The sequence below is a fragment of the Mesorhizobium sp. 2RAF21 genome, assembly GCF_052115345.1.
GTDB lineage: Bacteria > Pseudomonadota > Alphaproteobacteria > Rhizobiales > Rhizobiaceae > Mesorhizobium > Mesorhizobium terrae.
In genome coordinates this window covers 1-23,322 of record NZ_JBFRGM010000005.1, presented here as the reverse complement: position 1 = coordinate 23,322, position 23,322 = coordinate 1, and the positions used below count along the sequence as shown (strand labels likewise).

At 61.4% G+C, this 23,322-nt stretch carries 21 protein-coding genes, 1 tRNA gene and 1 pseudogene; 5 read left to right on the top strand and 18 right to left on the bottom strand.

The annotated features are described in order from the left end of the window. Positions 1–228: 228 nt before the first annotated feature. The 13 genes from AB4136_RS09285 to rpoZ all read right to left on the bottom strand — a co-directional run bounded on the left by AB4136_RS09285 (position 229) and on the right by rpoZ (position 13,604). The gene (locus AB4136_RS09285) at positions 229–2,988 is read right to left on the bottom strand and encodes a DUF2339 domain-containing protein (RefSeq protein WP_024923927.1); all 2,760 of its coding nucleotides are present in this window, start codon (positions 2,986–2,988) and stop codon (positions 229–231) included. A 47-nt stretch (positions 2,989–3,035) separates the two neighbouring features. Beyond that, positions 3,036–3,554 (bottom strand): PaaI family thioesterase, encoded by a 519-nt coding sequence (locus AB4136_RS09280; protein WP_024923928.1) that lies wholly within the window; start codon positions 3,552–3,554, stop codon positions 3,036–3,038. After that, positions 3,551–4,312 carry a DNA repair protein RecO gene (gene recO, locus AB4136_RS09275; RefSeq protein ID WP_024923929.1) on the bottom strand — a complete coding sequence of 254 codons (762 nt, stop codon included), beginning with the start codon at positions 4,310–4,312 and terminating at the stop codon, positions 3,551–3,553. The genes AB4136_RS09280 and recO overlap by 4 nt, the downstream gene beginning before the upstream one ends. 126 nt (positions 4,313–4,438) lie before the next feature. Beyond that, positions 4,439–5,578 carry a porin gene (locus AB4136_RS09270; RefSeq protein ID WP_024927283.1) on the bottom strand — a complete coding sequence of 380 codons (1,140 nt, stop codon included), beginning with the start codon at positions 5,576–5,578 and terminating at the stop codon, positions 4,439–4,441. 338 nt (positions 5,579–5,916) lie between these two features. Beyond that, positions 5,917–6,660, bottom strand: coding sequence for an antitoxin Xre/MbcA/ParS-like domain-containing protein (locus AB4136_RS09265; RefSeq protein ID WP_024926761.1), 744 nt, complete (start codon positions 6,658–6,660; stop codon positions 5,917–5,919). A 101-nt stretch (positions 6,661–6,761) separates the two neighbouring features. After that, positions 6,762–7,679, bottom strand: coding sequence for a GTPase Era (gene era / locus AB4136_RS09260; RefSeq protein WP_024926762.1), 918 nt, complete (start codon positions 7,677–7,679; stop codon positions 6,762–6,764). Next, on the bottom strand, positions 7,676–8,404 hold the full coding sequence (gene rnc, locus AB4136_RS09255; RefSeq protein ID WP_024926763.1) for a ribonuclease III: 729 nt from the start codon (positions 8,402–8,404) through the stop codon (positions 7,676–7,678). The genes era and rnc overlap by 4 nt, the downstream gene beginning before the upstream one ends. A gap of 3 nt (positions 8,405–8,407) precedes the next feature. Next, positions 8,408–9,157 (bottom strand): signal peptidase I, encoded by a 750-nt coding sequence (gene lepB, locus AB4136_RS09250; RefSeq protein ID WP_024926764.1) that lies wholly within the window; start codon positions 9,155–9,157, stop codon positions 8,408–8,410. A 90-nt stretch (positions 9,158–9,247) separates the two neighbouring features. Next, on the bottom strand, positions 9,248–9,649 hold the full coding sequence (gene acpS / locus AB4136_RS09245; protein ID WP_024926765.1) for a holo-ACP synthase: 402 nt from the start codon (positions 9,647–9,649) through the stop codon (positions 9,248–9,250). Next, positions 9,646–10,239 carry a DUF2062 domain-containing protein gene (locus tag AB4136_RS09240; protein ID WP_024926766.1) on the bottom strand — a complete coding sequence of 198 codons (594 nt, stop codon included), beginning with the start codon at positions 10,237–10,239 and terminating at the stop codon, positions 9,646–9,648. Before AB4136_RS09240 ends, acpS begins: the two co-directional genes overlap by 4 nt. A 32-nt stretch (positions 10,240–10,271) precedes the next feature. After that, positions 10,272–10,850 carry an orotate phosphoribosyltransferase gene (pyrE, locus tag AB4136_RS09235; RefSeq protein ID WP_024926767.1) on the bottom strand — a complete coding sequence of 193 codons (579 nt, stop codon included), beginning with the start codon at positions 10,848–10,850 and terminating at the stop codon, positions 10,272–10,274. 14 nt (positions 10,851–10,864) lie between these two features. Next, positions 10,865–13,093, bottom strand: a complete 2,229-nt coding sequence (locus AB4136_RS09230) for a RelA/SpoT family protein (RefSeq protein WP_024926768.1) — start codon at positions 13,091–13,093, stop codon at positions 10,865–10,867. Positions 13,094–13,202: 109 nt separating this feature from the next. After that, positions 13,203–13,604 carry a DNA-directed RNA polymerase subunit omega gene (gene rpoZ / locus AB4136_RS09225; RefSeq protein WP_024926769.1) on the bottom strand — a complete coding sequence of 134 codons (402 nt, stop codon included), beginning with the start codon at positions 13,602–13,604 and terminating at the stop codon, positions 13,203–13,205. Positions 13,605–13,861: 257 nt separating this feature from the next. Between rpoZ and AB4136_RS09220 the strand changes: the two genes are divergently transcribed. Together AB4136_RS09220 and AB4136_RS09215 are read left to right on the top strand one after the other, a co-directional pair. Next, a complete protein-coding gene (locus AB4136_RS09220; protein WP_024926770.1) occupies positions 13,862–14,452 on the top strand; it encodes a LabA-like NYN domain-containing protein in 591 nt (196 codons plus the stop codon). Beyond that, positions 14,452–15,135 carry a uracil-DNA glycosylase gene (locus AB4136_RS09215; RefSeq protein ID WP_036254921.1) on the top strand — a complete coding sequence of 228 codons (684 nt, stop codon included), beginning with the start codon at positions 14,452–14,454 and terminating at the stop codon, positions 15,133–15,135. The genes AB4136_RS09220 and AB4136_RS09215 overlap by 1 nt, the downstream gene beginning before the upstream one ends. 66 nt (positions 15,136–15,201) lie before the next feature. On the opposite strand, the gene smpB is transcribed toward AB4136_RS09215, so the two are convergent. Then, positions 15,202–15,681, bottom strand: coding sequence for an SsrA-binding protein SmpB (smpB, locus tag AB4136_RS09210; protein WP_024926772.1), 480 nt, complete (start codon positions 15,679–15,681; stop codon positions 15,202–15,204). 115 nt (positions 15,682–15,796) lie between these two features. Next, positions 15,797–16,678 carry a 4-hydroxy-tetrahydrodipicolinate synthase gene (dapA, locus tag AB4136_RS09205; RefSeq protein WP_024926773.1) on the bottom strand — a complete coding sequence of 294 codons (882 nt, stop codon included), beginning with the start codon at positions 16,676–16,678 and terminating at the stop codon, positions 15,797–15,799. 266 nt (positions 16,679–16,944) lie between these two features. On the opposite strand from dapA, the gene AB4136_RS09200 reads away from it, so the two are divergent. Together AB4136_RS09200 and AB4136_RS09195 are read left to right on the top strand one after the other, a co-directional pair. Further along, positions 16,945–18,972 (top strand): lytic transglycosylase domain-containing protein, encoded by a 2,028-nt coding sequence (locus AB4136_RS09200; protein WP_024926774.1) that lies wholly within the window; start codon positions 16,945–16,947, stop codon positions 18,970–18,972. 286 nt (positions 18,973–19,258) lie between these two features. After that, entirely contained in the window at positions 19,259–20,143 is an 885-nt protein-coding gene (locus AB4136_RS09195; protein WP_024926775.1) for an alpha/beta fold hydrolase, read from the top strand. Positions 20,144–20,251: 108 nt separating this feature from the next. Here AB4136_RS09195 and AB4136_RS09190 read toward each other — a convergent pair whose 3' ends face one another. From AB4136_RS09190 to AB4136_RS09180, 3 genes and pseudogenes are all read right to left on the bottom strand, one after another. Continuing rightward, a complete protein-coding gene (locus AB4136_RS09190; protein WP_137900956.1) occupies positions 20,252–21,304 on the bottom strand; it encodes a site-specific integrase in 1,053 nt (350 codons plus the stop codon). A gap of 245 nt (positions 21,305–21,549) precedes the next feature. Beyond that, a pseudogene (locus tag AB4136_RS09185) lies at positions 21,550–22,478 on the bottom strand (porin). Positions 22,479–22,676: 198 nt separating this feature from the next. Continuing rightward, positions 22,677–22,767 (bottom strand) — tRNA-Ser (locus tag AB4136_RS09180). Positions 22,768–22,945: 178 nt separating this feature from the next. On the opposite strand from AB4136_RS09180, the gene AB4136_RS09175 reads away from it, so the two are divergent. Then, the coding region (locus AB4136_RS09175) for a porin (protein WP_441931105.1) at positions 22,946–23,322 on the top strand (377 nt) is incomplete at its 3' end.

The window sequence follows — 23,322 nt, the reverse complement described above, 5'->3', positions numbered from 1 at the left end:
GTGATTGAGCTGCGGAGCGGTTAGCTCCGCAGCCCGTTGACAAGGCCTCGACCGTACGGCGACTGGGGAAGCAATCCGCCGGTCAGGCCCCGTGCACCAGCTAGCTGGTTGCATGCGGAAGATGACCGCTCTGGATTACGCCAACATTGCGCAAAATTTAGCAAAAACAAATATTTATCGGTAATATTTGAGTAACGTTCCTTAAATTTCTCTTAGCATCGCGGCTACCTACCGAGCAGCACGCGACAGCAGGCGCTGGTAGAAAAGCCCGATGCCGATCAGCACGGCGCCAAGCCCGATGAAGGACAGCGCGCGCAGCACGCCCTCCAGCTCCGACATGTCGAACAGGAAGACCTTGAGCACCGCTATTGCAATGAGGGCCGCCGAAGCAATGCGCAGCACCTGCGAACGGAACCGCACGCCGACCACCAAAAGAATCACGCCGAGCAGCAACCAGAGCGCGGAATAGCTGTAGGTTTCCACCTGCTCCATGCCGCTCCACAGACCGATGAACTCGCCCTTGAAGAAACGCCGCACCGACAGGGTCGCATAGGCGAAAGCCAGCAAGGCTCCCATCAGAGCCAGCATCGCGGAGTACCATTTCGGCCGCTTGCCGCGCGCATAGTAAGCCAATGCGCCAGCCGCCAGGGCTGGCAGAAGATAAGCTAGGAAGAGCAGGTTTAAGACAGGGATGCGGCCGGTCGATTCGTCGGTGAACAACGGATTGAGGATCGCGAAGTGCTGGCTGACAATCGTCAGCGCCGACACGACGCCCGCGATCAGCGAGCCATAACGCAACACTGAACTCGGCGAACGCATGTCGATGCTGATCAGGATGGCGCCGGCGCCGAGCGTGATCAACGTGTAGATGGCCTGCTCGGCCAAGGTGACATGGCCGTCGTCGATGACACCGCCATGCATGGCATGGCGCACCAGCATGGCAACGCCCAGCAGCGCAAACAGCGCGGATCCGGCTTCCATGGCAAGGCGCGGTCGGCCATCGGTGGTGCGCGCCAACTGCCAGGCGGCGAAGCCAAAGGCGAGCGCCGGCACGCCATAACCAGGCAACAGCCAGTTGAAGACTGGCGTTCTGGACAGGAAATCCGCTCCGACGATCGTCGGGTCGAAGGCGACACGCGCCAGCACGCCGACCACGGCGCCGACGGACAGCCAGCCCAGTACCGGATAGCTGCGCCAGCGCGTGGCCAAGGCGGGCACAACCGCCGCAGCACCCAACAGAACCGTCGTTATGCCTGACCCGAATGCCATGTGCAGCATCAGGACCGCGGCAAGACCCGCGCCGACAAGGGCGAAGGAAACCGCCGGCCCACCTGTCAACTGCGGTTCTTCGGCACGCGCGATCCATTCGCCGCCCGCGACGAGGGCCGCAAGCAACAGCAAGGAAATCAGGGCGTAGACAAGGTCGCGGTCGAGATTGCCGAAGGTGACCCAGAGCGACAGGACGATGACCAAGGGTGCAACAGCCGCCCAAGCGGCCCATGAAGCCGACTGGACAAGGCTGGCCGAGACATGGCGGCGAGCGCTCCACAAGCCGGTCCCGAGGAAGAGCAGACCGAGCAACAGGCCGATGCGAACCATCGAGGTTCCGGCCGCCGCCGCTACCGGCATCGTGTCCATCACCGCGTAGCCGGAAAAATCGATCGACGCGGTCGCGAGAGGCGTCAGGCGCAGATAGGCGAAGACCGTCGCCACGCCTGCACCGAAGAGCAGCGGCAGCGCCTGAGGCCTGAACAGTGCGGCCGCAAGCAAGGCGGCGATCAGAATAGTCGCCGGCCAGGCGCCCCCGATCTCGGCGAAGCGTGGTTCAACGAACAGCAGCAATGCCGACAAGGCCACGAAGATAGCCGGAGCGAGCGAGGGCAGATCGAAGCCGAGCGTCGCCGAAACGGCGTCCTGTTCCTTGCCGAGCCAGACGAAAGCGAGCACGACAAGCGTGACAAGGCTGATGAAGACCAGGACCGAAAAACCCGGCATCGGCGCTTCGATCATGTAAGCCACGGTCCAAAGGCCGACGCCGGCAAAAGCGGCCGCCATCAAAGGCGTCCAGCGGCGGATCCGGGCGATGAACCCGGTCGCGACCAACACAATGGCCAGATAGCCGAACAAGGCCCAGGGGTTGGGTGACTGCGATGCAACGAGCATCGGGGTCGCCAACGAGCCGAGCAAGCCAATTCCGGCCAATGCCTGGCCATGCACAAGGGCCGCGGCGATCGTCGCGACACCAATCAATCCAAGCAGCACGAAAGCCGCCGCCGGACCGATGAAGCCGTAGATGCCATGCGCGGCATAGACGGTACCAAAAAGGGTGAATGCGCCAGCAGCGGTCAGGATCGCCGGTATGTAGGCGCCGGCCGCACCTTCGACCGGCACCTTGTAACCAGTGCGGCGGATGAATTCTCCACCGCCGATCAGCAGCAATCCAAGGATCGCCGCCATTGTGAGGCGCAAACCGGGGCCAAAGATACCGGCTTCGATGCTGTAGCGGACGAGGAACAGACCACCCAGGGCCAGCGCAATGCCACCGACCCAAACCGCCCAACGGGTGCCCAGCGCCGTTTCTATATCCGGCTTGCGCGACGCATCCGCTTGCGCGGGCGAAGCTTCCGCATCGCCGGCGGCCTCCGCCCTGGCGCTTCCCCATGGCCCGGCGACGGCCTCTTCAGGGGCATTGGCCTGATGTGCGGCCGGCCGCACGCTTTCCTCTTGGGCCGCTTCCACCCGCAGCGTTGCAGGCGACGTGGTTTCGGCCTGAGCCTTGCCAGCATCCGGTGCCGCTCCGGCGGAAATTGCCGTCGTCTTGCCGGCCGAGGTGAGGATTTCCTCCAGCGCGGCTTCCGATTTTGCAGCTCCTGGAACTGCCATACCGCGCAATTCGGCAAGATCGCGCTCGATCCTCGACAGCTGCGAGCGTTGCCGCAATACGACCACGAACAGCACGACAAGCGCGATGATGCTGATTGTATCCAATGCGAAAATCCCCGAGTCTGACAGTTTCCGAGAACTACAGATACGCCCTATCTGGCAGCCAAATTGCCCAGTGGGAAGATCGAACAGGTTTCCGTGCCGAAAGCCAGCAGTTTGCCTGCGCTGTCCTTCAGGCTCGCTTCCGATACCGCCAGCGTACGCCCCTTGTGGATGACCCTGCCTTCGCAGACCAGTTCGCCGCTATTCGGCGTGATGGGGCGCATCAGATTGACCTTGAACTCTGCCGTGGCATAGGCCTCGCCCTTCGCAAGCAAGGTTTGTACGGCACAGCCGAGCGCGGAATCCAGGATGGTCGCCGCCCAGCCGCCATGCACGCCGCCCATGGGATTGAGATGCTTCTCATTGGGCACGCCACGAAAGACCGCCCGCCCCTCCGCCACCTCGGTCAAGCCGAAATTCATCTGGTAGGCCATCGGCGGGGTCGGATATTGGCCATCGACAATGCGCTGTAGGAATTCCAGCCCCGAACAGTCAGCGATTTCGGCATGCGGGATGGTGCCTACACCCATGGGCGAGACCAGATCCGGGTAAAGCTCCATTGCGCTCATGCGGCGTTGTCTCCCGTAATGGCCTTCGGGCCGGCATGATGTTTGCGCAGGGCCGCGAGAAATCCCGAACGCGCATCGGGCGGTTCGATGCCGCGCGGCTCGTAGACATGGCGCCTGAAGAAGAAACCGGTCAGGCGAAATGCATCCTCGATGGCGTCTGGGTCGGCATGCTGCCCGCCGCCTCTCTGCAGGAAGCCCGGCAACACCAGCATCTTGTCGTGCCACGGCGCGCCCGCCTCGCGCGACACCGCCCTGCCCGATTTCGGCGAGACATAGGTCAGATCCTGCCTGGTACCCGTCGCGGCACATTCCGTAAGATCGAGGCCGAAACCGAGTTCATCGAGCACCAGCAATTCGAAACGCGCCACCAGTTCGCCGGCAAGATCCGCATCCTGGAGATGTTCGACGATCACGCCCAAGGTGGCGTAGAGACCGTCATGCCGGTCACGCTCCGGCAACAGGCGCAGATGCGCGGCCAGAAGCTGCAGGCCGTAGACGGCGACGGCGCTGTCCATCAGCCGCGCAGCGTTCATCTCGATCGCTTCAGCCTGGAACGTGCCCAGATGCTCGTCCAGCCGCGCGCGCCAGATCAGATCGACGCGATTGCCAGCCTGGAGCACCGGCTGGATCTTGCGCGAACGACCGCCGCGCACGAGGCCGAGATGCCTGCCATGCGTTTGTGTCATCACCTCAAGGATGGCGCTGGTTTCGCCATGCTTGCGGGTGCCGAGAACGATTCCCTCGTCGCGCCATTCCATGGGCGGAGATTTGACGCCTTCTGAGACGAAATCAAGAAGCAGGCGAACAACCGGACAGTTGCTGCCGCCAAACGGAAACGGCCCGCGACGATTGTCGCGGGCCGCAAAACCAGGGTTTGAAGCTGATTAGAAGTTGCGCTGGAAGCGGATGATGCCGCCCAGGCTGTTCTTCTTGTCGGCCTTGGTCCAGGTCGAGCCTGCCTCGCCGTAACGGCCGTTGTGGAGGAAGTCCACTTCGGGCGTGATGGTGAAGCCGGGGACGATTTCGTAGGCAACGTTGGCGGCAATCGCGAGATTGCGGTTGTCGTCATACGAGATCTGGGTGTTGAACTTGGTCTTGGAGTTGAACTTGTAGGTACCGCCACCCCAGACAGCCCAGTTGCCGCCCCAAGGCTTGTACTGGTTGCGGTCGATGTTGTCGTCCGTACCGTAACCGCCCATGACGAAGAGGGTGAGGTCGCTGGTGGCGTTCACGTCGAGGCGAACCTTGCCGGCCCACTCTTCGAAGGCGCTGTTGTAAGCAACGACGCCGGTCACCGAACCCCAGTCACCCTTGTACTTCACACCGCCGACGACGTGCGGAACATAGCTGTCGATGGTGTTGTTGTCGGAGACCCAGGTGTCGCCAACGCGCTTGACGCGCGAATAGCTGCCGGCGCCCTGTTCGAGCGACACGATCGCCGAGAGGCCGTTGCCGGCATCGAAGGTGTAGCTGATCAGGTTGGTGTCCTTGCCGCCATACGGGATGATCGTGTCCTGGATGACGTTACCGGCGTAGCCGATGAAGGTGTCGTAGGCGGTTTCGTCCTTACCGACGCGCAGACCACCGAGCTGGATCCAGGCGAAGTTCAGCGACACCGACTTGTTCTGCGCGGTGCCGTCGGCATTGGTGTTGCCGAACTGGAAGCGGGTTTCGGTGTAGGTCTTCAGGGTGCCGAGCTCGGTCTCCTGACCGGTCCAGGTCTTCAGCGCGAAGCGGGCGTTCTTGTAGTAGGTGTGCTGCCTGTCGCCGTTCAGGCGATCATTGGTCACCGAACCGTCGAAGGTGCCGATGTCGCCGAAGCCGGCGTCATAGCGGAGATAGCCGCCGACGCGCAGGCAGGTTTCGGTGCCCGGGATGTAGAAGTAGCCAGCGCCGTAGACGTCGCAGATCTTGACGTATTCAGCGGGTTCCGGTTCGGCAACGACGACCGCATCGGCCGCACGCGCGCCGGAGACTGCGAGCAGTGCCGCAGCCGAGCCGAGCAGAAGGCTCTTGATGTTCATTTTGACCTCTCCAGTCAATTTTTCAAAATGTGTTTTCGTGTTCTCGGCCGAGGGCCAAAAAATGCCAACCGCCTGTTGAAGGAGGCACGTCAGCGCGCTCTTTCGATCGGGACAATACGCATCGAATTCTCGCTTTCAATGAATATTGCACCGCACAACGCCGTCCGCGCGGATTCAACGGAAGCTTGTTGTATATTTACAACTAAGATGTTGATTTTAAACAGATTTTGGCACAAACGGCACAACGACAGAAAACTGTCATAAAAGGCGCACTCTTCGTCGAATAATATTCTCGAAAGGAGCGTAAAGGGCGGTGAAACAACCGGGAACGAAGGCGCTCAGGTCGTCTGCGGAAGCTGGTCCGTGCTGGCGGAAACCGCCGCCGCGGCGCGGATGACATCGTCGGATCGATCCTTGGTCAAAAGGTCGATCGGAGCCTCGCCATCGAACTCCGCGGCTGGTCGAATCAGCCACGACCACGCGGTGCGTGGATGCCCAATCAATTGCAAAACCTCGCGAATGCCCGGCACCGGCCGGCCATCGACGAATTGGGCGAGCGGAAAGACATGTTTCCTGCCGCCGGTACGCAGCGCGATGACCTCGCCGCGCCGCTGCCAGCGGTGCAGCGTGGAGCGCGGTATCCGCAGCGTCTCTTCCAGATAGGTCGAGCCGGCCACCTGCCCTGCCCAATCCTCGATGAGCGCCGACGCCAGCCCGCCACGCTGCGGCTGCGAATCGCTGGCCATCTCGGATTGCGAGGCGGCGGACGTCTCCATCGAATCGAGCTGGCCTCTTGCCGACGTCGATTCGGTTTCTTGCGCCGCGTCGGCCAGCAGCAGCCTGACGATCTTGGGCGCCAGCTTGGAAGGGTTCTTCAGGGTAGCCGAGAGCGCTCTGTGCTGGCGCGGCGACAGATTGATGATCGCGGTTGCAACGCTGCCGCCGACGATAGCCGCCAGCTTCACGGCATTCTCGGATGTCTCACCACCGCGACCGCGCAGGGCTTGTTCCAGCGCTGCCGCAACAACTCGCTCGAGCTCAGAGCGGACAACGCCGCTTGCCGCGCTGTTGAATTCGTTCATTCGCATCATTCCGCCGCTGCCTCGGCATGGGGATGATGCCTAGGCTGTACACGGCTATAGGTGCGGTTTGTGACAGTTGCGCGACTGGCGCTGGCGCCCGGTCAGTGCGGGAAATCCAGCCCCATCTCGCGGTAGCGCTCGGGATCGTCGCCCCAGTTCTCGCGCACTTTCACGAACAGGAACAAATGCGTCTTCTGTTCGAGGATCTCGCCGATCTCCCTGCGCGCGGCTTCGCCAATGGCGCGGATGGTTTCGCCCTTGTGGCCGAGAACGATCTTCTTCTGGCTGTCGCGCTCGACATAGATGACCTGTTCGATGCGAACCGAACCGTCCTTCTTCTCTTCCCATTTCTCGGTCTCGACATGGGAGGAGTAGGGCAATTCCTGATGCAGGCGCAGATAGAGTTTCTCGCGGGTGATCTCGGCTGCCAGCTGGCGCATCGGCAGGTCGGAAATCTGATCCTCCGGATAATACCAGGGACCGGACGGCAATGTCGCAGCCAGATAGTCGAGCAGGTCCTTGCAGCCGGAGCCGGTCAAGGCGGAAACCATGAATGTCCTGTCGAACGCGACGCGTTCGTTGGCAGTTTTCGTCAGCGTCAGCAGCGCTTCCGGTTTCACGCGGTCGACCTTGTTCAGCACCAGAACCTTTGGCTGGCGCACGTCCGCCAACCTGTCGAGGATGGCGTCGGCGTCGCCCTTGATGCCGCGCTCGGCATCGATCAGCACCAGGACGATATCAGCATCCTTGGCGCCGCCCCAGGCGGTCGTCACCATCGCGGTGTCGAGGCGTCGCCTCGGCTTGAAGATACCGGGCGTGTCGAGCAACACGATCTGAGCGGCGCCATGGGTGGCGATGCCACGCACCAGGGCACGCGTCGTCTGCACCTTGTGGGTGACGATCGACACTTTCGAGCCGACAAGCTGGTTGATCAGCGTCGACTTGCCGGCGTTCGGGGCGCCGATCAGGGCGACGAAGCCCGAATGCGTGGCCTGCTCACTCTCACCGATCGACGTCACGGCATATCCCCTTCTTCCGGAACCCAGACGCCCTCTCGCACCAGAAGGGCCGTGGCGGCAGCCTGTTCCGCCTCACGCTTCGAACGACCGCTGCCGGTTGCGGGCGCCCTTTCGCCAACCTTGACCCGAACGGTAAACACCGGATCGTGGTCCGGCCCCTCGCGCCCTTCGATACTATAGTCAGGCGTGGCGCCTGTCGCCTGGTGCGCCCATTCCTGCAACTCTGTCTTGGGGTCGCGACGTGCCGCGCCGACGGCGCCGGCACGCGGCTTCCAATAGGTGTGAATGAACCGCCGGGCAACATCGATGCCACCGTCGAGATAGATGACCGCGATCAGCGATTCCAACGCGTCGGCGCGCAGGTTGACCCGCTTGCGCTCGGCCAGATTGCGAACTTCGCTGCCGGCGCGGATCAACTCCGCGAGCCCGATTTCGTCGGCGATCTGCGCCAGGGTTTCGGCATTGACCAGAGCGTTCAGCCTGACCGACAGCTCGCCTTCCGGCGCGTTTGGGAAATCTGCGAGAAGCATGTCGGCAATAACAAGGCCGAGCACCCTGTCGCCGAGGAACTCGAAGCGCTCATAGTCGACACCGGCCTGGCTTCCACGCGCGCTGGCATGGGTCAGCGCCCGCTGCAGTCGCTGCGGGTCGCTGAAGGCGTGACCGGTTCGGCTTTCCAGGACGGCGGCAAGCGCGTCGGCTGTCAAACGCTTCGGTGCCGTCATAGGCTAGTGGACAAAATTGAAGAGGCGCGAGGCACGCATCTCGGACGGCCACTTCCAAATCTCGAGCGGGCTTGCACCACCGGAAATCGAGAAGAAGATGATGTTTGCGCGGCCCACCAGATTGTCGGCAGGCACATAGCCGACGGAGAAGCGGCTATCGCTGGAATTGTCGCGGTTGTCGCCCATCATGAAATAGTGCCCTTCCGGCACCTTGAACTCGCGCGTGTCGTCGCCGATGCCATTCGGCGTCAAATCGAGCGTATCGTAGGAGACGCCGTTGGGCAGCGTCTCGCGATAGACGTCGACCGGGCGATTCTGCTCGGTGATGTCGGGATTGTCGATCTGGCCGACCTTCACGCGCGGCACGCCGACATCGTTGATGAACAGCTGGCCGCCCTTCATCTGGATCTTGTCGCCTGGCAGGCCGACGACGCGCTTGATGTAGTCGACGGACGGATCCGGCGGGAACTTGAAGACGACGACGTCGCCGCGCTTCGGCTCGGAGCCCCAGATGCGACCCGAGAAAAGGTCCGGACCGAAGGGCAGCGAGTAGCGCGAATAGCCGTAGGCCCACTTGGTGACGAAGAGATAGTCGCCTTCCAGAAGCGTCGGACGCATCGAACCGGACGGGATGGAAAATGGCTGGAAGAACAGCGTGCGGATAACCAACGCCAGAAGCAAGGCCTGCACAATGACACTGACGGTCTCGCCAAGCCCGCCGCTTTTCTTGTCGGATTTATCTGCCACGCTCATCTCGTCCTCGATGCCTCGCCGGTTCATATACGGGGTCGTTGCCTGTCCGGCAACGCCCATAAGTCCTTCCAACGCCTATCACTGTGGCGCTTATGCGACAGGCAGCGCCTCGATAATCACAAAGGCTTGAGCGAGTGGGTAGTCGTCGGTGATGGTCAGGTGGATTGCGGCCCGGTGTCCTGCCGGAACGAGCTTTTCCAGTTGCTCGGCGGCACCGCCGGTCAAAACCATGGTCGGCTTGCCGCTTGGCAGGTTGGCAACGCCCATGTCGCGCCAATAGACACCTTGCGCGATGCCGGTGCCGAGTGCCTTGGCGCAAGCCTCCTTTGCCGCGAAGCGCTTAGCATAGGAGGCGGCCCGCATCCTGCGTCCCTCCGACCGCGCCTGCTCCACATCGGTATAGACACGCTTGACGAAACGCTCGCCGTGGCGCTCGAGCGACTTCTCGATGCGGCGGATGTCGATCAAATCGCTACCGATGCCGATGATCATCGCGTGGCAGAACCCAGATGGCCCACATCCGACGCGGGATGGCCGCGCGCGGCGCGCTCGGCCAGACGCCGGCGCTGCCGATCCTGGAATTTGGTCATGCCCCAACGGGTCAGGCCATAGGTGATCAGACCGGCCGTAAGACCCAGTGGAATGGCGCCAATGGTCATCGGCTTCAGCACTGGTTCCCAAAGCTGCGCGAAGCTCAGGTGACGCAACATGGCACCGAGATGCGCCGGCGGACCGCTGTGAGGAACATGCTCGTTCAACAGCAGCCTGCCGGTTTCCCAGGAGGCGCCCCACAGGAACGGTACCGTCAGCGGATTGCCCACGGCCGTTCCGATCGCCGCGGCGACGAGGTTGCCGGCAACCACCCAGCACACCACCGCGGCGATGACAAAATGCAGGCCGAGCGGAAAGAAAGACGCGAACACGCCGGCGGCGACGCCAGCAGCAACGGCATGCGGTGTCGCCTTCAACCGGACGATGCGCTTGGCGAAATAACGCAGCGAACGCGAAAGGGAGCGGCGCGGCCACAGCCAAATGCGCAACCGCTCGCTTAAACTCTCGGCTTCCCTTCGCTTGAACAGCATATGTCAGGCCAAACTCTATAGTGCCGCGATCGTTACAGCGCCCGGCTGCCGGGTTTAACCGCCGGCAGTGCGGCAAGTTCCGGCGGCAACTTGTCCGCAGGATACGCCGGAACCTCATACTGCGCGAGGGCAATCAGGGGCACCCCCACCTCGGTCTTTCCGGCTGAACGGTCGATGATGCAGGCAGCCGCCAGCACCTCCGCGCCAAGGTCGCGCAGGCAATCGATGGTCTCGCGGATCGACAGGCCGGTGGTGACGATGTCCTCGACGATGACGACGCGGGCGCCTTTCTCGATTTCGAAGCGGCGCAGCCGGAACACACCCTGCTCGCGCTCCACCCAGATGGCCGGTACGCCGAGATGGCGCGAGGTCTCATAGGCGGGGATCAGCCCGCCGACCGCCGGACCGACGACATAGTCGATCGGCCCTTCGACCTCTGCCCGGATCTTGCCAGCCAGTGCCTTGCACAGCCGTTCCGTCTTGTCGGCATGCATGAAAACACGCGCCTTCTGCAGGAAGACCGGGCTGCGCAATCCCGAGGTGAGGATGAAATGCCCTTCGAGCACCGCGCCCGCCGAGCGAAAGATATCCAGCACTTCAGCCGTGTTCATGCCTGCGGTTCCGATCATCCATTGACGCGCCGCGCATCGCTGACGCTGGAGTTTTCCTTGAGCTGCGACAGCAGCCGGTTCAAATGCTTCAGGTCCCAGACCTCGATGTCGATCAACATTTCGGTGAAATCGGGCGCGGTGCGCACCATCGACAATGTGTGGATGTTGGCATCGTTAGCGGCCACGACTTGCGCTATATCAGCAAGCGATCCCGGCGCATTGATGGCAGTCACCGAAATACGTGCGGGAAACCGCTCGCGATTGTTCTCGTCGATGTCCCAGCGCACGTCTATCCACCGTTCCGGCTGATCGTCGAACGCCGTCAGCGACGGCGACTGGATCGGATAGATGGTGATGCCGGACCCCGGCTGGATGATGCCGACGATACGATCGCCCGGCACAGCACCCTCCGGCGCGAAACGCACGGGCAGATCACCACGCACGCCGCGGATCGGCACGGCGGCATCCCTGGGCTGGCTCTTGTCGCGCCGCGCGGCACGGCCCGGCATCTGGAAGAGCATGCCGGCGGCGTTGCGTATGCGCGACCAACCCTCTTCGCGGTGCTTGGGCTGGGCAACAGTGACGCGCTCGTCCTTGTAATCAGGGAACACCGCCTTCAGCACATCCGCCGAAGCGAGTTCGCCGCGGCCGACGGCGGCCAGCACATCCTCGATGTCCTTGCGCGCCAGGCGGTGCAGCACCGGCTTCAAGCTCTCCTTCGAAAAGGTCTTGCCGCCGCGTTCGAAGGCGCGCTCCAGAATGCGCATACCGAGGCCGGAATACTGCTTGCGGATGGCGTTCTTGGTAGCCCGGCGGATGGCGGCGCGCGCCTTGCCGGTGACCACGATCGATTCCCAGGCGGCGGGTGGCACCTGCGCCTTGGAACGGATGATCTCGACCTCGTCGCCGTTCTTCAGTTCCGTCATCAGCGGCATCACGCGGCCGTTGACCTTGGCGCCCACGCAGCTGTCGCCGACGTCGGTGTGGACGGCATAGGCAAAATCGATCGGCGTCGCGCCACGCGGCAACGCGATCAGCATGCCCTTGGGGGTGAAGCAGAAGACCTGGTCCTGGAACAGCTCCAGCTTGGTGTTTTCCAGGAAATCCTCGGGATTGTCGCCCTCGGCCAGCTGCTCGATGGTGCGGCGCAGCCAGGCATAAGCGTTGGTTTCCTTGGAGATCGTGTGGGTGGCGCCGTTGGTCTTGCCCTTGGCATCCTTGTAGATCGAATGCGCGGCCACGCCATATTCGGCAATCTTGTTCATCTCGCGCGTACGGATCTGCAGCTCGACACGCTGGCGCGACGGACCGACGATGGTGGTGTGGATCGAACGATAGTCGTTCTGCTTGGGGGTCGAGATGTAATCCTTGAACCGGCCGGGAACCATCGACCAGCTGGTGTGGATCAAGCCCAGAGCGCGGTAACAGTCCTCGATCGTGTCGACGACCACGCGGAAACCAAAAATGTCGGACAGTTGTTCGAAGGACAGCGCCTTGGCTTCCATCTTGCGGAACACCGACCAGGGCTTCTTCTGCCGGCTTTTGACGCCAGCCTTGATGTTGTGTTTCTCGAACAGGGCCGAAAGCGCGTTCTCGATCTCGGCGAGCACACCCTTGTTGCGCTCCGATATCTCCGCCAGCCTGGCGGTCACCGTGCGGTAGGCTTCGGGATTGATGAAGCGGAAGGCGATCTCCTCCAGCTCCTCGCGCATGCCCTGCATGCCCATGCGCCCGGCCAGCGGCGCATAGATTTCCATCGTCTCCTCGGCGATGCGCACGCGCTTGTCCTCGCGCATATGGTCGAGGGTACGCATGTTGTGGAGCCGGTCGGCGAGCTTGACCAGGAGAACGCGAACGTCCTCCGAAATCGCCAGCAACAACTTGCGCAAATTCTCGGCCTGCTCGGCCTTCTTGGAAACAAGGTCCAGCTTCTTGAGCTTGGTCAGCCCTTCCACCAGCTTGCCCATGTCCGGACCGAACAGTTCGTCGATCTCGGCGCGGGTCGCGGTGGTATCCTCGATCGTGTCGTGCAGCAGGGCGACCGCGATGGTCGCCTCGTCGAGATGCATGTCGGTGAGGATGGCAGCAACTTCGAGCGGGTGCGAAAAATAGGGATCGCCGGAAGCACGCTTCTGGTGGCCATGCTTCTGCATGGCATAAACATAGGCCTTGTTGAGCAGCGCCTCGTTGACGTCGGGCTTGTAGCGCTGCACGCGCTCGACAAGCTCATATTGACGCATCATGGGCGGATTCTCGCAAAGCTCAAATGAATCATGCGCCGCAGCGACGGCGGCGCATGTCACAAATAGCCACGAAAACTATGGCGCGAAAGGGCCGAAGCCCCGTCGGCTATCAATAATCGTCGTTCTTTTCCGGCGCGACCAGGCCTTCGATGCCGGCCAGCAGGTCTTCTTCCGTCATACGGTCGAAAGTGATGTTCTCTTCCGGCTCGTCGGCATCGGCCGCGACGGCAGTGCCGGTCTGATCGGTGATCGCTTCGCTTTCGGGCGCTTCCGGCTCGTCGACCTCGACATGCTTCTGCAGCGAGTGGATCAGATCTTCCTTGAGATCGCCGGGCGAAAGCGTCTCGTCGGCGATCTCGCGCAGCGCCACGACCGGGTTCTTGTCGTTGTCGCGCGGCACGGTGATCTGTGCGCCCTGGCTGATCTGGCGGGCGCGATGGCCGGCCAACAGCACCAGCTCGAAGCGGTTGTCGACCTTGTCGATGCAATCTTCAACGGTTACGCGGGCCATTCGATGCCCCTTTCATGCTCTTGATCTATTGGAAATCTGGCGGGCTCCATAGCCCGAACCAGGCCGGATTACAAGCACGACGCGCCTCGGCTGCCTTTGCCGGCTCGCGATTGATCACAATTTCTTGCGCAGCCCCTCTTGCTCTTGGAATGCCATGATGCCGGCGTTATTCCATCAAGAATAAGGGCCTGGGTATTTTCTATGAAACCTTGCCCTACGTACTTATCGCGCCTCTTATTTTCAAGAAGGATATTGCCGTGTTCGATCCACGCGAAAAAATCGCCCTTTTCATCGACGGCGCCAATCTTTACGCGACCTCGCGCGCACTCGGTTTCGATATCGACTACAGAAAGCTGCTGGCCAGCTTCCAGAAGCGGGGCTATCTGCTGCGCGCCTATTATTACACCGCGCTTGTCGAGGATCAGGAATATTCCTCGATCCGCCCATTGATCGACTGGCTCGACTACAACGGCTTCAAGGTGGTGACCAAACCCGCCAAGGAATTCACCGACGCCGCAGGGCGCCGCAAGATCAAAGGCAATATGGACATAGAACTGACGGTCGACGCGCTGGAGCTCACCGACGTCGTCGACCACTATGTCATCTTCTCCGGCGACGGCGATTTCCGCACGCTGGTGGAAGCATTGCAGCGGCGCGGCCGCAAAGTTTCCATCGTCTCGACCATGTCTTCGCAACCGCCGATGATTTCCGACGATTTACGCCGTCAGGCCGACCACTTCATCGACCTTGCGACCTTGAAGAACGAGGTCGGTCGCGATCCGAACGAACGGCCTGTCCGCCGCGCCGAGCCGGCTGTCGCGCATGATGATGACGAAGACGAATATTGATGGTAGCAGGCGGCATGCCCGCCTCGACCGAACCCTCCCACGATTGCCCGCTCTGCCCTCGCCTGCATGATTTCATCGCTGGCTGGCGCGAGCGTGAGCCGGCCTGGTTCAACGGTCCCGTTCCGGCGTTCCTGCCGCGTGACGCCGCGGCAAGGCCAAGCGAAGACAATGTGCGCCTGCTCATTGTCGGCCTTGCGCCCGGCCTGCGCGGCGCCAATCGCACCGGACGCCCGTTCACCGGCGACTTCGCCGGCGACCTACTTTACTCGACCCTGATTTCGCATGGTTTCGCGCGCGGCAAATTCGAGGCGCGCCCGGACGATAGCCTGGAACTTGTCGACACGGCGATCGTCAATGCGGTGCGCTGCGTGCCGCCGGAGAACAAGCCGACCGGACCGGAAATCGCCACCTGCCGGTCGTTCCTCGTTCCGACCATAGGCCGTTTTCCGAAGCTGAAGGCCATATTGACGCTCGGCGCCATCGCGCATCAGTCCACCGTGCGCGCGCTCGGCCTGCGTGTAGCGGCCTTCCCTTTCAAGCATGGCGCGCACTATCAGGCCGGGAACGTTGCTTTGTTCTCCAGCTACCACTGCTCGCGCTACAACACGAATACCGGCGTGTTGACGCAGGAGATGTTCGTGAAGGTCTTTGCCAACATCAGGGATAAGCTCGGTCCGGCCTGATGCAAGCTCGGTACGGAGGGTAGCGGCAAGCCGGCCACCCCACCGTTCGCATGGTAACGTTGAGCCTCAGCCCCGTTCCTTCAGCAGCCTGCCTTTTTCGCGAGCCCAGTCGCGCTGCTTTTCGGTCTCGCGCTTGTCGTGCAACTTCTTGCCGCGCCCCACCGCGAGCAGCAGTTTCGCCCGACCGCGGTCGTTGAAGTAAATCTTCAGGGGCACCAGCGTCATGCCCTCGCGCTCGATGCTTTGCGAGAGCCTCGCCATCTCGCGCTTGTTCAACAGCAGCTTTCGGCGCCGGCGCGGCTCATGGTTGAAACGGTTGGCCTGCAGATATTCCGGCAGATAGGAGTTGATCAACCAGATGCCGCCGTCTTCGACCGAAGCGTAGGAATCCTGGATATTCGCCTGCCCCTGGCGCAACGACTTGACCTCGGTGCCGGTCAGCACCAAGCCGGCCTCGATTGTGTCGAGAACCTCATAGGAGAAGCGCGCCTTGCGGTTTTCCGCGGCGACCTTGTTGTTGGGATCGGCTTTTCTGACCTGGTTCATGGCATCAATTTCAAATGATTGGCGATGCGTCCCCGCAAACGGAGTGTTGGAAACGCATCTGAAAAGAAGCCATCAAATGGTCATGCGAAGCTAGCCCCGCAAGAGCCGTAACAGCTTAGTTGATCAACCCCGCAACGCGCATGGCCGCATCGATCTTGGCGGCCGTGCTCGCTTCGACCGTCATCAGCGGCGAGCGCAGGACATTTTCCACCTTGCCGAGACGCGACAATGCGTATTTGGCGCCAGACACGCCCGGCTCGACGAACAGCGCCTTGTGGAGCGGCAAAAGCTTGTCCTGCAGTTCCAGCGAACGTTCCTTGTCGTTGGCGAGCGTTGCTTCCTGAAACTCGGAGCAGAGCCGTGGCGCGACATTGGAGGTGACTGAAATGCAGCCGACACCGCCATGCGCGTTGAAGCCCAGCGCGGAAGCATCTTCGCCCGAAAGCTGGATGAATTCCTTGCCACATGTCGCGCGCTGCTCGGACACGCGCTCGATCTTGCCGGTCGCATCCTTGACGCCGACGATGTTCTTGAATTCGCTGGCCAGCTGCCCCATCGTCTCGGGCATCAGGTCGATCACCGAACGCGGCGGGATGTTGTAGATGATGATCGGCAACTTGGTCGCCTTGGCCACCGTGGCGAAGTGCTGATAGAGCCCGCGCTGGGTCGGCCTGTTGTAATAAGGCGTCACCACCAGCGCCGCGTCCGCACCGGCTTCCTCGGCAAACCGCACCAGGCCGACCGCTTCCTCGGTGTTGTTGGAGCCCGCTCCGGCAACCACCGGCACCCGCCCCTTCGCAACTTCGATGCAGACCTTCACCACGTGGCGATGTTCTTCATGCGAAAGCGTGGGCGACTCGCCAGTCGTACCGACCGGAACCAGTCCCTTTGTGCCTTCCTCGATCTGCCAGGCGACAAGCGCGCGAAAGGCTTTCTCGTCGAAACGCCCGCTCTTTTCGAACGGTGTCACGAGCGCAGTAAGCGAGCCTCTCAGCATGTCTTCAAACTCCACGGACCCAGAGGGTTCCAAGCTTCGGTTTCAATGTTTCTCTTGTGGTGCCAAACGGCAGTTGGCCCCAGCCCATCGAAGGGCCGCGCACCATAGTCTCGACACTGTTCTGGAGCAAGTAGAGCCGGTGCAGAAGACGGCAAACGAAACAGAGGCGCTAACCTTTCGTTCACCATCTCTTCATCGCGGCTCACTAGGCTCTTTGCAATCGATGCCTATCTGTAGCGCGCAACCACTTTGAACAGACCGGAATCATGACCGCCAGACGGTTCTATCGTTATGCATTGTTTGGGGCGCTGGTCGCGCTGGCGCCTGCCATCGCGATCGGCAGCAGCGCCGACACGCGACCGACCGAAGCACTGCCCATGTTCCCGGCTCCCGACAAGGCGAGCCTGCCCGTCTTCGATCTCACCCAACTGAAAAGCGGGCTGGACGCCCTCACCGCCAGGAACTTCGCCGCGGCGCGCGCGGCGCGCGACAATCTGCCGGTCTCCTCGCTCGACCATCATATCCTGGCTTGGGCGATCGCGCTTTATGGCGGCGACAAGGTGCCATCCGATGAGATCACGGCGGCCGCGCAACTGCTGCCTGGCTGGCCTGGAATGACGACGCTGCGGCGCAACAGCGAACGCGCCCTCGCCCGGGAAAACCCGACGCCCGATATCGTCATCAAGGCCTTCGACGGCAGCCGGCCGCAGACGGCGGAAGGAACGATCGCGCTGGCCAGGGCCTATGTGGCGAAAGGCGACGCGAAGGCGGCACAGTCCGTCCTGTCACCTTTCTGGCGCACGGAAAAGCTGGAGGCCAGATACGAGACGGCCATCATCAATGAGTTCGGTCCGATCATCCCGGTGGCGGATCACCGCTACCGCATGGAGCGCATGTTCTATGCCGATCGCGTCGATTCCGCGCAGCGCGTCGCGACACTCGCCGGCGCGCAGCCTTTGGCCGACGCCTGGGCGGCCGCCTCGCAAGGCGACAAGAAGACACCGAAGCTTTTGGCAGCCGTGCCGGCCGACCAGCGCGGTGCCGGCTACCTGTTTGCCCAGGCGGAATATCTGCGCAAGCGCAAGAAGTTTGCTGAAGCGGCAGCGGTTATGCTGAAGGCGCCGACCGACCGTGCCGCGCTGGTCGATCCCGACGCGTGGTGGATCGAGCGGCGCGTGCTGTCGCGCGAACTGGTCGACCAGGGCGACATGAAGACGGCATACAAGATTGCCGCCGCGCATGCCGCTGAAAGCCCGATCAATGCAGCGGACGCTGAATTCCACGCAGGCTGGTATGCGCTGCGTGGGCTGAACGACCCGGCCAAGGCGGCGGAGCATTTTTCGCGCATCCCCACTCTGGCACAGGGCGCCCTTTCACTGTCGCGCGCTTATTATTGGCTCGGCCGCGCCGCTGAAGCTGGCGGACCGGGCGATGCCAAGGCCTATTTCACCAAGGCATCGCTCTTTGGCACCACCTTCTATGGCCAGCTCGCCGGAGAGCGCGTCGGCAACCGTACGCTGAACATTGCCGACCCGCAGTCCAGCGACAGCGACCGCTCGACCTTCGCGGCGCGTGAGGCGGTGGCGGCCATCACGCGGCTGCAGGAAGCGGGCTATCAGCGCTTTGCCGACACACTCTATCTCGATCTCGCCGGCCAACTGACCAGTCCTGGCGAATTGGCATTGCTGGCCTCGATGGCCGAGAAACAAGGCAATCATTTCCTGGCGCTTCGGATCGGCAAGATCGCCGCCGCCAATGGCATCAATGTAGGTGCATTGTCGCACCCGATCGGCGTCATTCCTGACAGCGCCAATATTTCCGGGTCGGGCAAGGCGCTGGCCTATGCCATTGCCCGCCAGGAAAGCGAATTCAATGTCAGCGCGGTTTCTCGCGCCGGTGCACTCGGCCTGCTTCAGCTGATGCCCGGCACCGCAGAACAGCTGGCGAAAAAGGCCGGCATGGCCTTCAGCCAAGCCAAGCTGACCACCGACGCCGGCTACAACGCTACGTTGGGGGCGACGTTTCTTGGGCAGCAGTTGGACCGCTACAACGGCTCCTATGTGCTGACTTTCGCCGGTTACAATGCCGGACCGCGCCGCGCCGACCAATGGGTTGCCCGGTACGGCGACCCGCGCGGCAAGAAGATCGACGAGATCGTCGACTGGATCGAGCGGATTCCGTATTCGGAAACAAGAAGTTACATCCAGCGCGTGATGGAAAACTACGAGGTCTACAAGATGCGGATCTCCGGCCAGTTCGACATTGTCGGCGATCTGGTCGATGGGCGAAAATGATCGCCCGAAACGCCTGTCTTCAGATCGCGGCCATAGACAACCTGTAGGTGAAATAAAAGGTCAAAAGTGGAAATAACCGCCACCGCTTGTGAGCTGTAAAATGGAATCGTCTTCCTGTTTCAATGACCTGCGCGATTTTCGCGGAAAGGTTGCGGATTTTTTATTCACGCCACGCAATATCCCTCGATAATCGGCTCGATTGCGTTGAACGAACGCCTGATTTGACGACGCCTCCTCTCATCTGTAGCCCTTTGAAGAAGACTACGGCATCGGGAGGCACTTCGGCGTGGCGGAAGCTTTTTCGGATTTCTTCTATTCCGCCCCGGACGGGCTGAAGCTGCACGCCAGGGTTTATGGGGAACAGCATGGCGAGGTCCTGCCAGTCGTCTGCCTGCCGGGCCTAACCCGCAATGCACGAGACTTTCATGAACTGGCGCTTTGTCTGTCGACCTCCGCGGAAACAAAACGCAAGGTTGTCGCCGTCGACTATCGCGGCAGGGGACAATCCGCCTACGACCCCAATGTGGCCAACTACAATGTCGGCATTGAAGCCGGCGACATTCTGGCCGGGCTCGACGCGCTGGGGATTTCGGAAGCGGCTTTCATCGGCACCTCGCGCGGCGGGCTGATCATCCATGTGCTTGGCATGATGAAACCCTCGGTGCTGAAAGCCATCGTGCTCAACGATGTCGGCCCGGCGCTGGAAATGGCGGGCCTCGCGCACATCAAGTCCTATCTGGAAAGGGCGCCGCGGCCGGAAAGCCTCGACGAGGCCGTTGAGGCGCAAAAATCGGCACACGGTGCCGACTTTCCGGCACTTGGCGATACCGACTGGCGACGCATGGTGGCAGCCATCTATCGTACCGAAAACGGCAAGCTCACCCCGGACTTCGACCCGAAACTGGTGGATACGCTGGCTGGCGTCGATCTGTCCAAACCCTTGCCGACCCTATGGCCGCAGTTCGACGCGCTGACCTCGATACCGATGCTGGCCATCCGCGGCGCCAATTCAAGGCTGTTGTCTGGTGAGACCCTGAATGAAATGGCGCGCCATCACCCGACATTGCAGACGGTGACGGTGCCCGGCCAAGGCCACGCGCCTTTCTTGGAGACAGGTGATCTGCCGCAACTGATCGCCAATTTCATCGATCGATCGGAGCGGCAATCATAGCTTCGGCCGCTCGTCGCATTCACGAGATCGGCCAAGACACCTCAAGGCATCAATCGTAGGGTCTTCTTCGAATGGATCGCGCCCAATTCGTTTTCGAACCGAGCACGATCAGGCGCGCTTTTTCTCTCCGACAGCGGTCGAGGCCTTCTTCGCACGCGGCTTACGGGCCTTCACGACGGCCGGGGCAGCGGCTTCCAGCGGCGAAACAGCGGCCGCATTGGTGCTTTCGACGGGCCGCGTTTCAAGAACCACGACACAGCTGTCGAGATCGTTCGTCGCCAGATGGGCGTAACGCATGGTCATTTGCAGCGTCTGATGGCCGAGCCACATCTGAACGCGCCTGATGTCGATGCCGCCCTGAACCAGCCTGGAAGCGCAGGTATGACGCAGGATGTGCGGCACGACTTGGTCGTCTGCGCCGAGGCCGACTTCCTGCTTCGCTTCGTTCCAGATCTGGCGGAATTGCGGCTGGTTGAGCATGACGAACGGGCCTTTCGGCCGCCGGCCTTCACCCGAAAAAGCGACTGTGTCGCGCGCGCGCTGCGTCAAAGGAATGGTGCGGCTGCGGCCGGATTTGGTGATCCAGAAGCTGACGCGCATCGGCTGCAGATCGTTCCAGATCAGCCCGAGGGCCTCGCCGAGGCGGCAGCCGGTGTCGACCAGGAAGACCGAGAGCCGGTAAGCGTCTTCGCTGCGGCTGCGAATGGCCGCGAACAGCCGCGCCTCCTCGTCCTTTTCGAGGAAACGGATTCGTCCCGCCCGCTCCTTCTGGCGGCGGAACTCTGGCAGACTGTGGATATCCCCCATTTTTTGAGCCTTGCGCAGCAATTTACTGAGCGCAGCCATCTTACGGTTGATGGTTGCGTTGCTGTTGCCGCGTTGGCGCAGGGTACCGATCAGGTTGTCCAAGGTGCCTTGGTCGAACGTACTAAAGCGTTCGCCAAGCAAAATCTCGTCTATTTCGCCGATGAACGAACTGACATTGTATTTATGCCGTCCATCGTCCCACAATATGTCGCGATAGGCTGAAAATAGTTCGCCGATCCGATAGGATTTCACCTCCCTTATATTGCCGGTGTTGTATTTTACCCGGATATTCTGAGACGTAAAAACTGCAAATCGATCGGAGAGCGTGCTCTCCTGAAGCGCGTCTTGAGACATCTTTTTGCCACACCCCCCTGTGGATGCCCAAAGGCTTAACCACAAGGAGCCGTCCTTTCAAGAGAGCAACTTGCAATCGCCTCATTCCGGCAAACAACCGGAATCCCTTCGAAGCGACCTGCAAACTTGCTTCAGCTACCGTTCCACCCCCTTGATCCTTCTTCGTTCCCAAGCCCAACGCAGAAACAAAAGAACCCGGGCGCGGAACGCCCGGGTTCGATATGTCATAGGAGACGCGACATCTCTTAGAAGTCGCGCTGGAAGCGCAGGATACCACCGACGCCGTCGTTCTTGACGGGGTGATACTTGCTGCTGGCGCTGTTGAAGTAGTCAACTTCAGCCGTGATGGTGAAGCCCGGAACCAGCTGGTGCGCAATGTTGGCAGCGAGACCGAAGGTCTTGCCCTGGTCGTACGACGCCTGCACGTTGAACGAGGTCTTCTCGTTGAACTTGTAGGTACCGCCACCCCAGACAGCCCAGTTGCCGTCCCACTGCTTGTAGTAGGTGTGGTTAACACCCTTATCCAGGTCTTCGCCGCCGTAGCCGCCCATCACCCAGAGATCGATCTGGTCGGTAGCCTTGACGTCGACGCGAACCTTGCCGGCGACTTCTTCCAGATTGCTGTCGTAAGCGACAACACCGACGATGCCACCCCAGCCAGCGGTGTACTTCACGCCGCCGACGATGTGCGGGACATAGCTGTCGATCGTGTAGATGCTATCGCCCTGTTCGAGCGAGACGATCGCCGAGAAGCCGTTGCCGGCGTCGAAGGTGTAGCTGATCAGGTTGGTGTCGAAACGGCCATAACCAACGATCGTATCGTCGATGACGTTACCGGCATAACCCGAGAAGGTGTTGAAAGCCGATTCGTCCTTACCGACGCGCAGGCCACCGAGCTGGATCCAGGCGAAGTTCAGCGAAACACCCTTGTTGCTGGCTTCATTGAAACCACCAACCTTGCCGCTGTCGAAGTTGAAGCGGGTCTCGGTGTAGGTCTTCAGGGTGCCGAGCTCGGTCTCCTGACCGGTCCAGGTCTTCAGCGGCCGTAGACGTCGCAGATCTTGACGTATTCAGCGGGTTCCGGCTCGGCAACGACGACAGCGTCGGCGGCGCGCGCACCGGAGACTGCGAGCAGTGCCGCAGCGGAGCCGAGGAGAAGGCTCTTGATGTTCATTTTCTGACCTCCAGTCAGAATCGAACGTCATTTTCGTTGGCGTAGCCGGTGAATGCGGCATATCGCGTTGTTATTGCTTCGTTTTCTTGTTCAGAAAGACGCCGCCCCGCCATGACAAGCACCGCGTTGATTGCGCCGCATAGCGTAAACGCCACTCAGTTAAGGGCGCGGACGATTTGATTTGAGCTGCCTGGAAGGTGGCGGAGAGGATGGGATTCGAACCCACGAGACCCTTTTGAGGTCTACTCCCTTAGCAGGGGAGCGCCTTCGACCACTCGGCCACCTCTCCGTTGCCGGGCTGGATAAAGAAAAGGCCGGCCACAATCAATAAGCCAACGCAGTTCGAACTCAAAAAACCGCGGCATCCACAGCGACGATTCTCCTGGGAGCCGGTCGAGCACTGCGATTCTTGAGAAGATTCGCCCGGAAACGCTGCTTTTCGGGACCTGGCGGAACCTCCTTGGTTAATGAGAGCTTTCCGCCATGGGCAAAATCGTGTCATTTGTGCAACAACGCTACCCGATCACGTCCGGACTGCCCTTCCGCCTGCACGATCCTTATTGAACCGGGCCGCCCGATGGGTAATGTCGATCTCGAAGAAGCGGCGCGCAGCGCATCTTTTTCAGCATGGGGATGGGGCAGGGAACGCTGTCCTTCAGCAAAAAATACCCAGACCCGTTTTTAAACTTTTGACTGGAGGTCAGAAAATGAACATCAAGAGCCTTCTCCTCGGCTCCGCTGCGGCACTGCTCGCAGTCTCCGGTGCGCGCGCCGCCGACGCTGTCGTCGTTGCCGAGCCGGAACCCGCTGAATACGTCAAGATCTGCGACGTCTACGGCACGGC

Excerpts from the sequence above, each read along its gene's own strand:
- AB4136_RS09215 (WP_036254921.1), top strand. The coding sequence starts at position 14,452 with ATGGTAGCAGGCGGCATGCCCGCCTCGACCGAACCCTCCCACGATTGC.
- AB4136_RS09230 (WP_024926768.1), bottom strand. The coding sequence starts at position 13,093 with ATGATGCGTCAATATGAGCTTGTCGAGCGCGTGCAGCGCTACAAGCCC.
- rnc (WP_024926763.1), bottom strand. The coding sequence starts at position 8,404 with ATGACGGCACCGAAGCGTTTGACAGCCGACGCGCTTGCCGCCGTCCTG.
- acpS (WP_024926765.1), bottom strand. The coding sequence starts at position 9,649 with ATGATCATCGGCATCGGTAGCGATTTGATCGACATCCGCCGCATCGAG.
- rpoZ (WP_024926769.1), bottom strand. The coding sequence starts at position 13,604 with ATGGCCCGCGTAACCGTTGAAGATTGCATCGACAAGGTCGACAACCGC.
- AB4136_RS09200 (WP_024926774.1), top strand. The coding sequence starts at position 16,945 with ATGACCGCCAGACGGTTCTATCGTTATGCATTGTTTGGGGCGCTGGTC.
- AB4136_RS09190 (WP_137900956.1), bottom strand. The coding sequence starts at position 21,304 with ATGTCTCAAGACGCGCTTCAGGAGAGCACGCTCTCCGATCGATTTGCA.
- AB4136_RS09280 (WP_024923928.1), bottom strand. The coding sequence starts at position 3,554 with ATGAGCGCAATGGAGCTTTACCCGGATCTGGTCTCGCCCATGGGTGTA.
- lepB (WP_024926764.1), bottom strand. The coding sequence starts at position 9,157 with ATGAGCGTGGCAGATAAATCCGACAAGAAAAGCGGCGGGCTTGGCGAG.
- AB4136_RS09265 (WP_024926761.1), bottom strand. The coding sequence starts at position 6,660 with ATGAACGAATTCAACAGCGCGGCAAGCGGCGTTGTCCGCTCTGAGCTC.
- pyrE (WP_024926767.1), bottom strand. The coding sequence starts at position 10,850 with ATGAACACGGCTGAAGTGCTGGATATCTTTCGCTCGGCGGGCGCGGTG.
- smpB (WP_024926772.1), bottom strand. The coding sequence starts at position 15,681 with ATGAACCAGGTCAGAAAAGCCGATCCCAACAACAAGGTCGCCGCGGAA.
- AB4136_RS09270 (WP_024927283.1), bottom strand. The coding sequence starts at position 5,578 with ATGAACATCAAGAGCCTTCTGCTCGGCTCGGCTGCGGCACTGCTCGCA.
- dapA (WP_024926773.1), bottom strand. The coding sequence starts at position 16,678 with ATGCTGAGAGGCTCGCTTACTGCGCTCGTGACACCGTTCGAAAAGAGC.
- AB4136_RS09240 (WP_024926766.1), bottom strand. The coding sequence starts at position 10,239 with ATGCTGTTCAAGCGAAGGGAAGCCGAGAGTTTAAGCGAGCGGTTGCGC.
- recO (WP_024923929.1), bottom strand. The coding sequence starts at position 4,312 with ATGGAATGGCGCGACGAGGGAATCGTTCTCGGCACCCGCAAGCATGGC.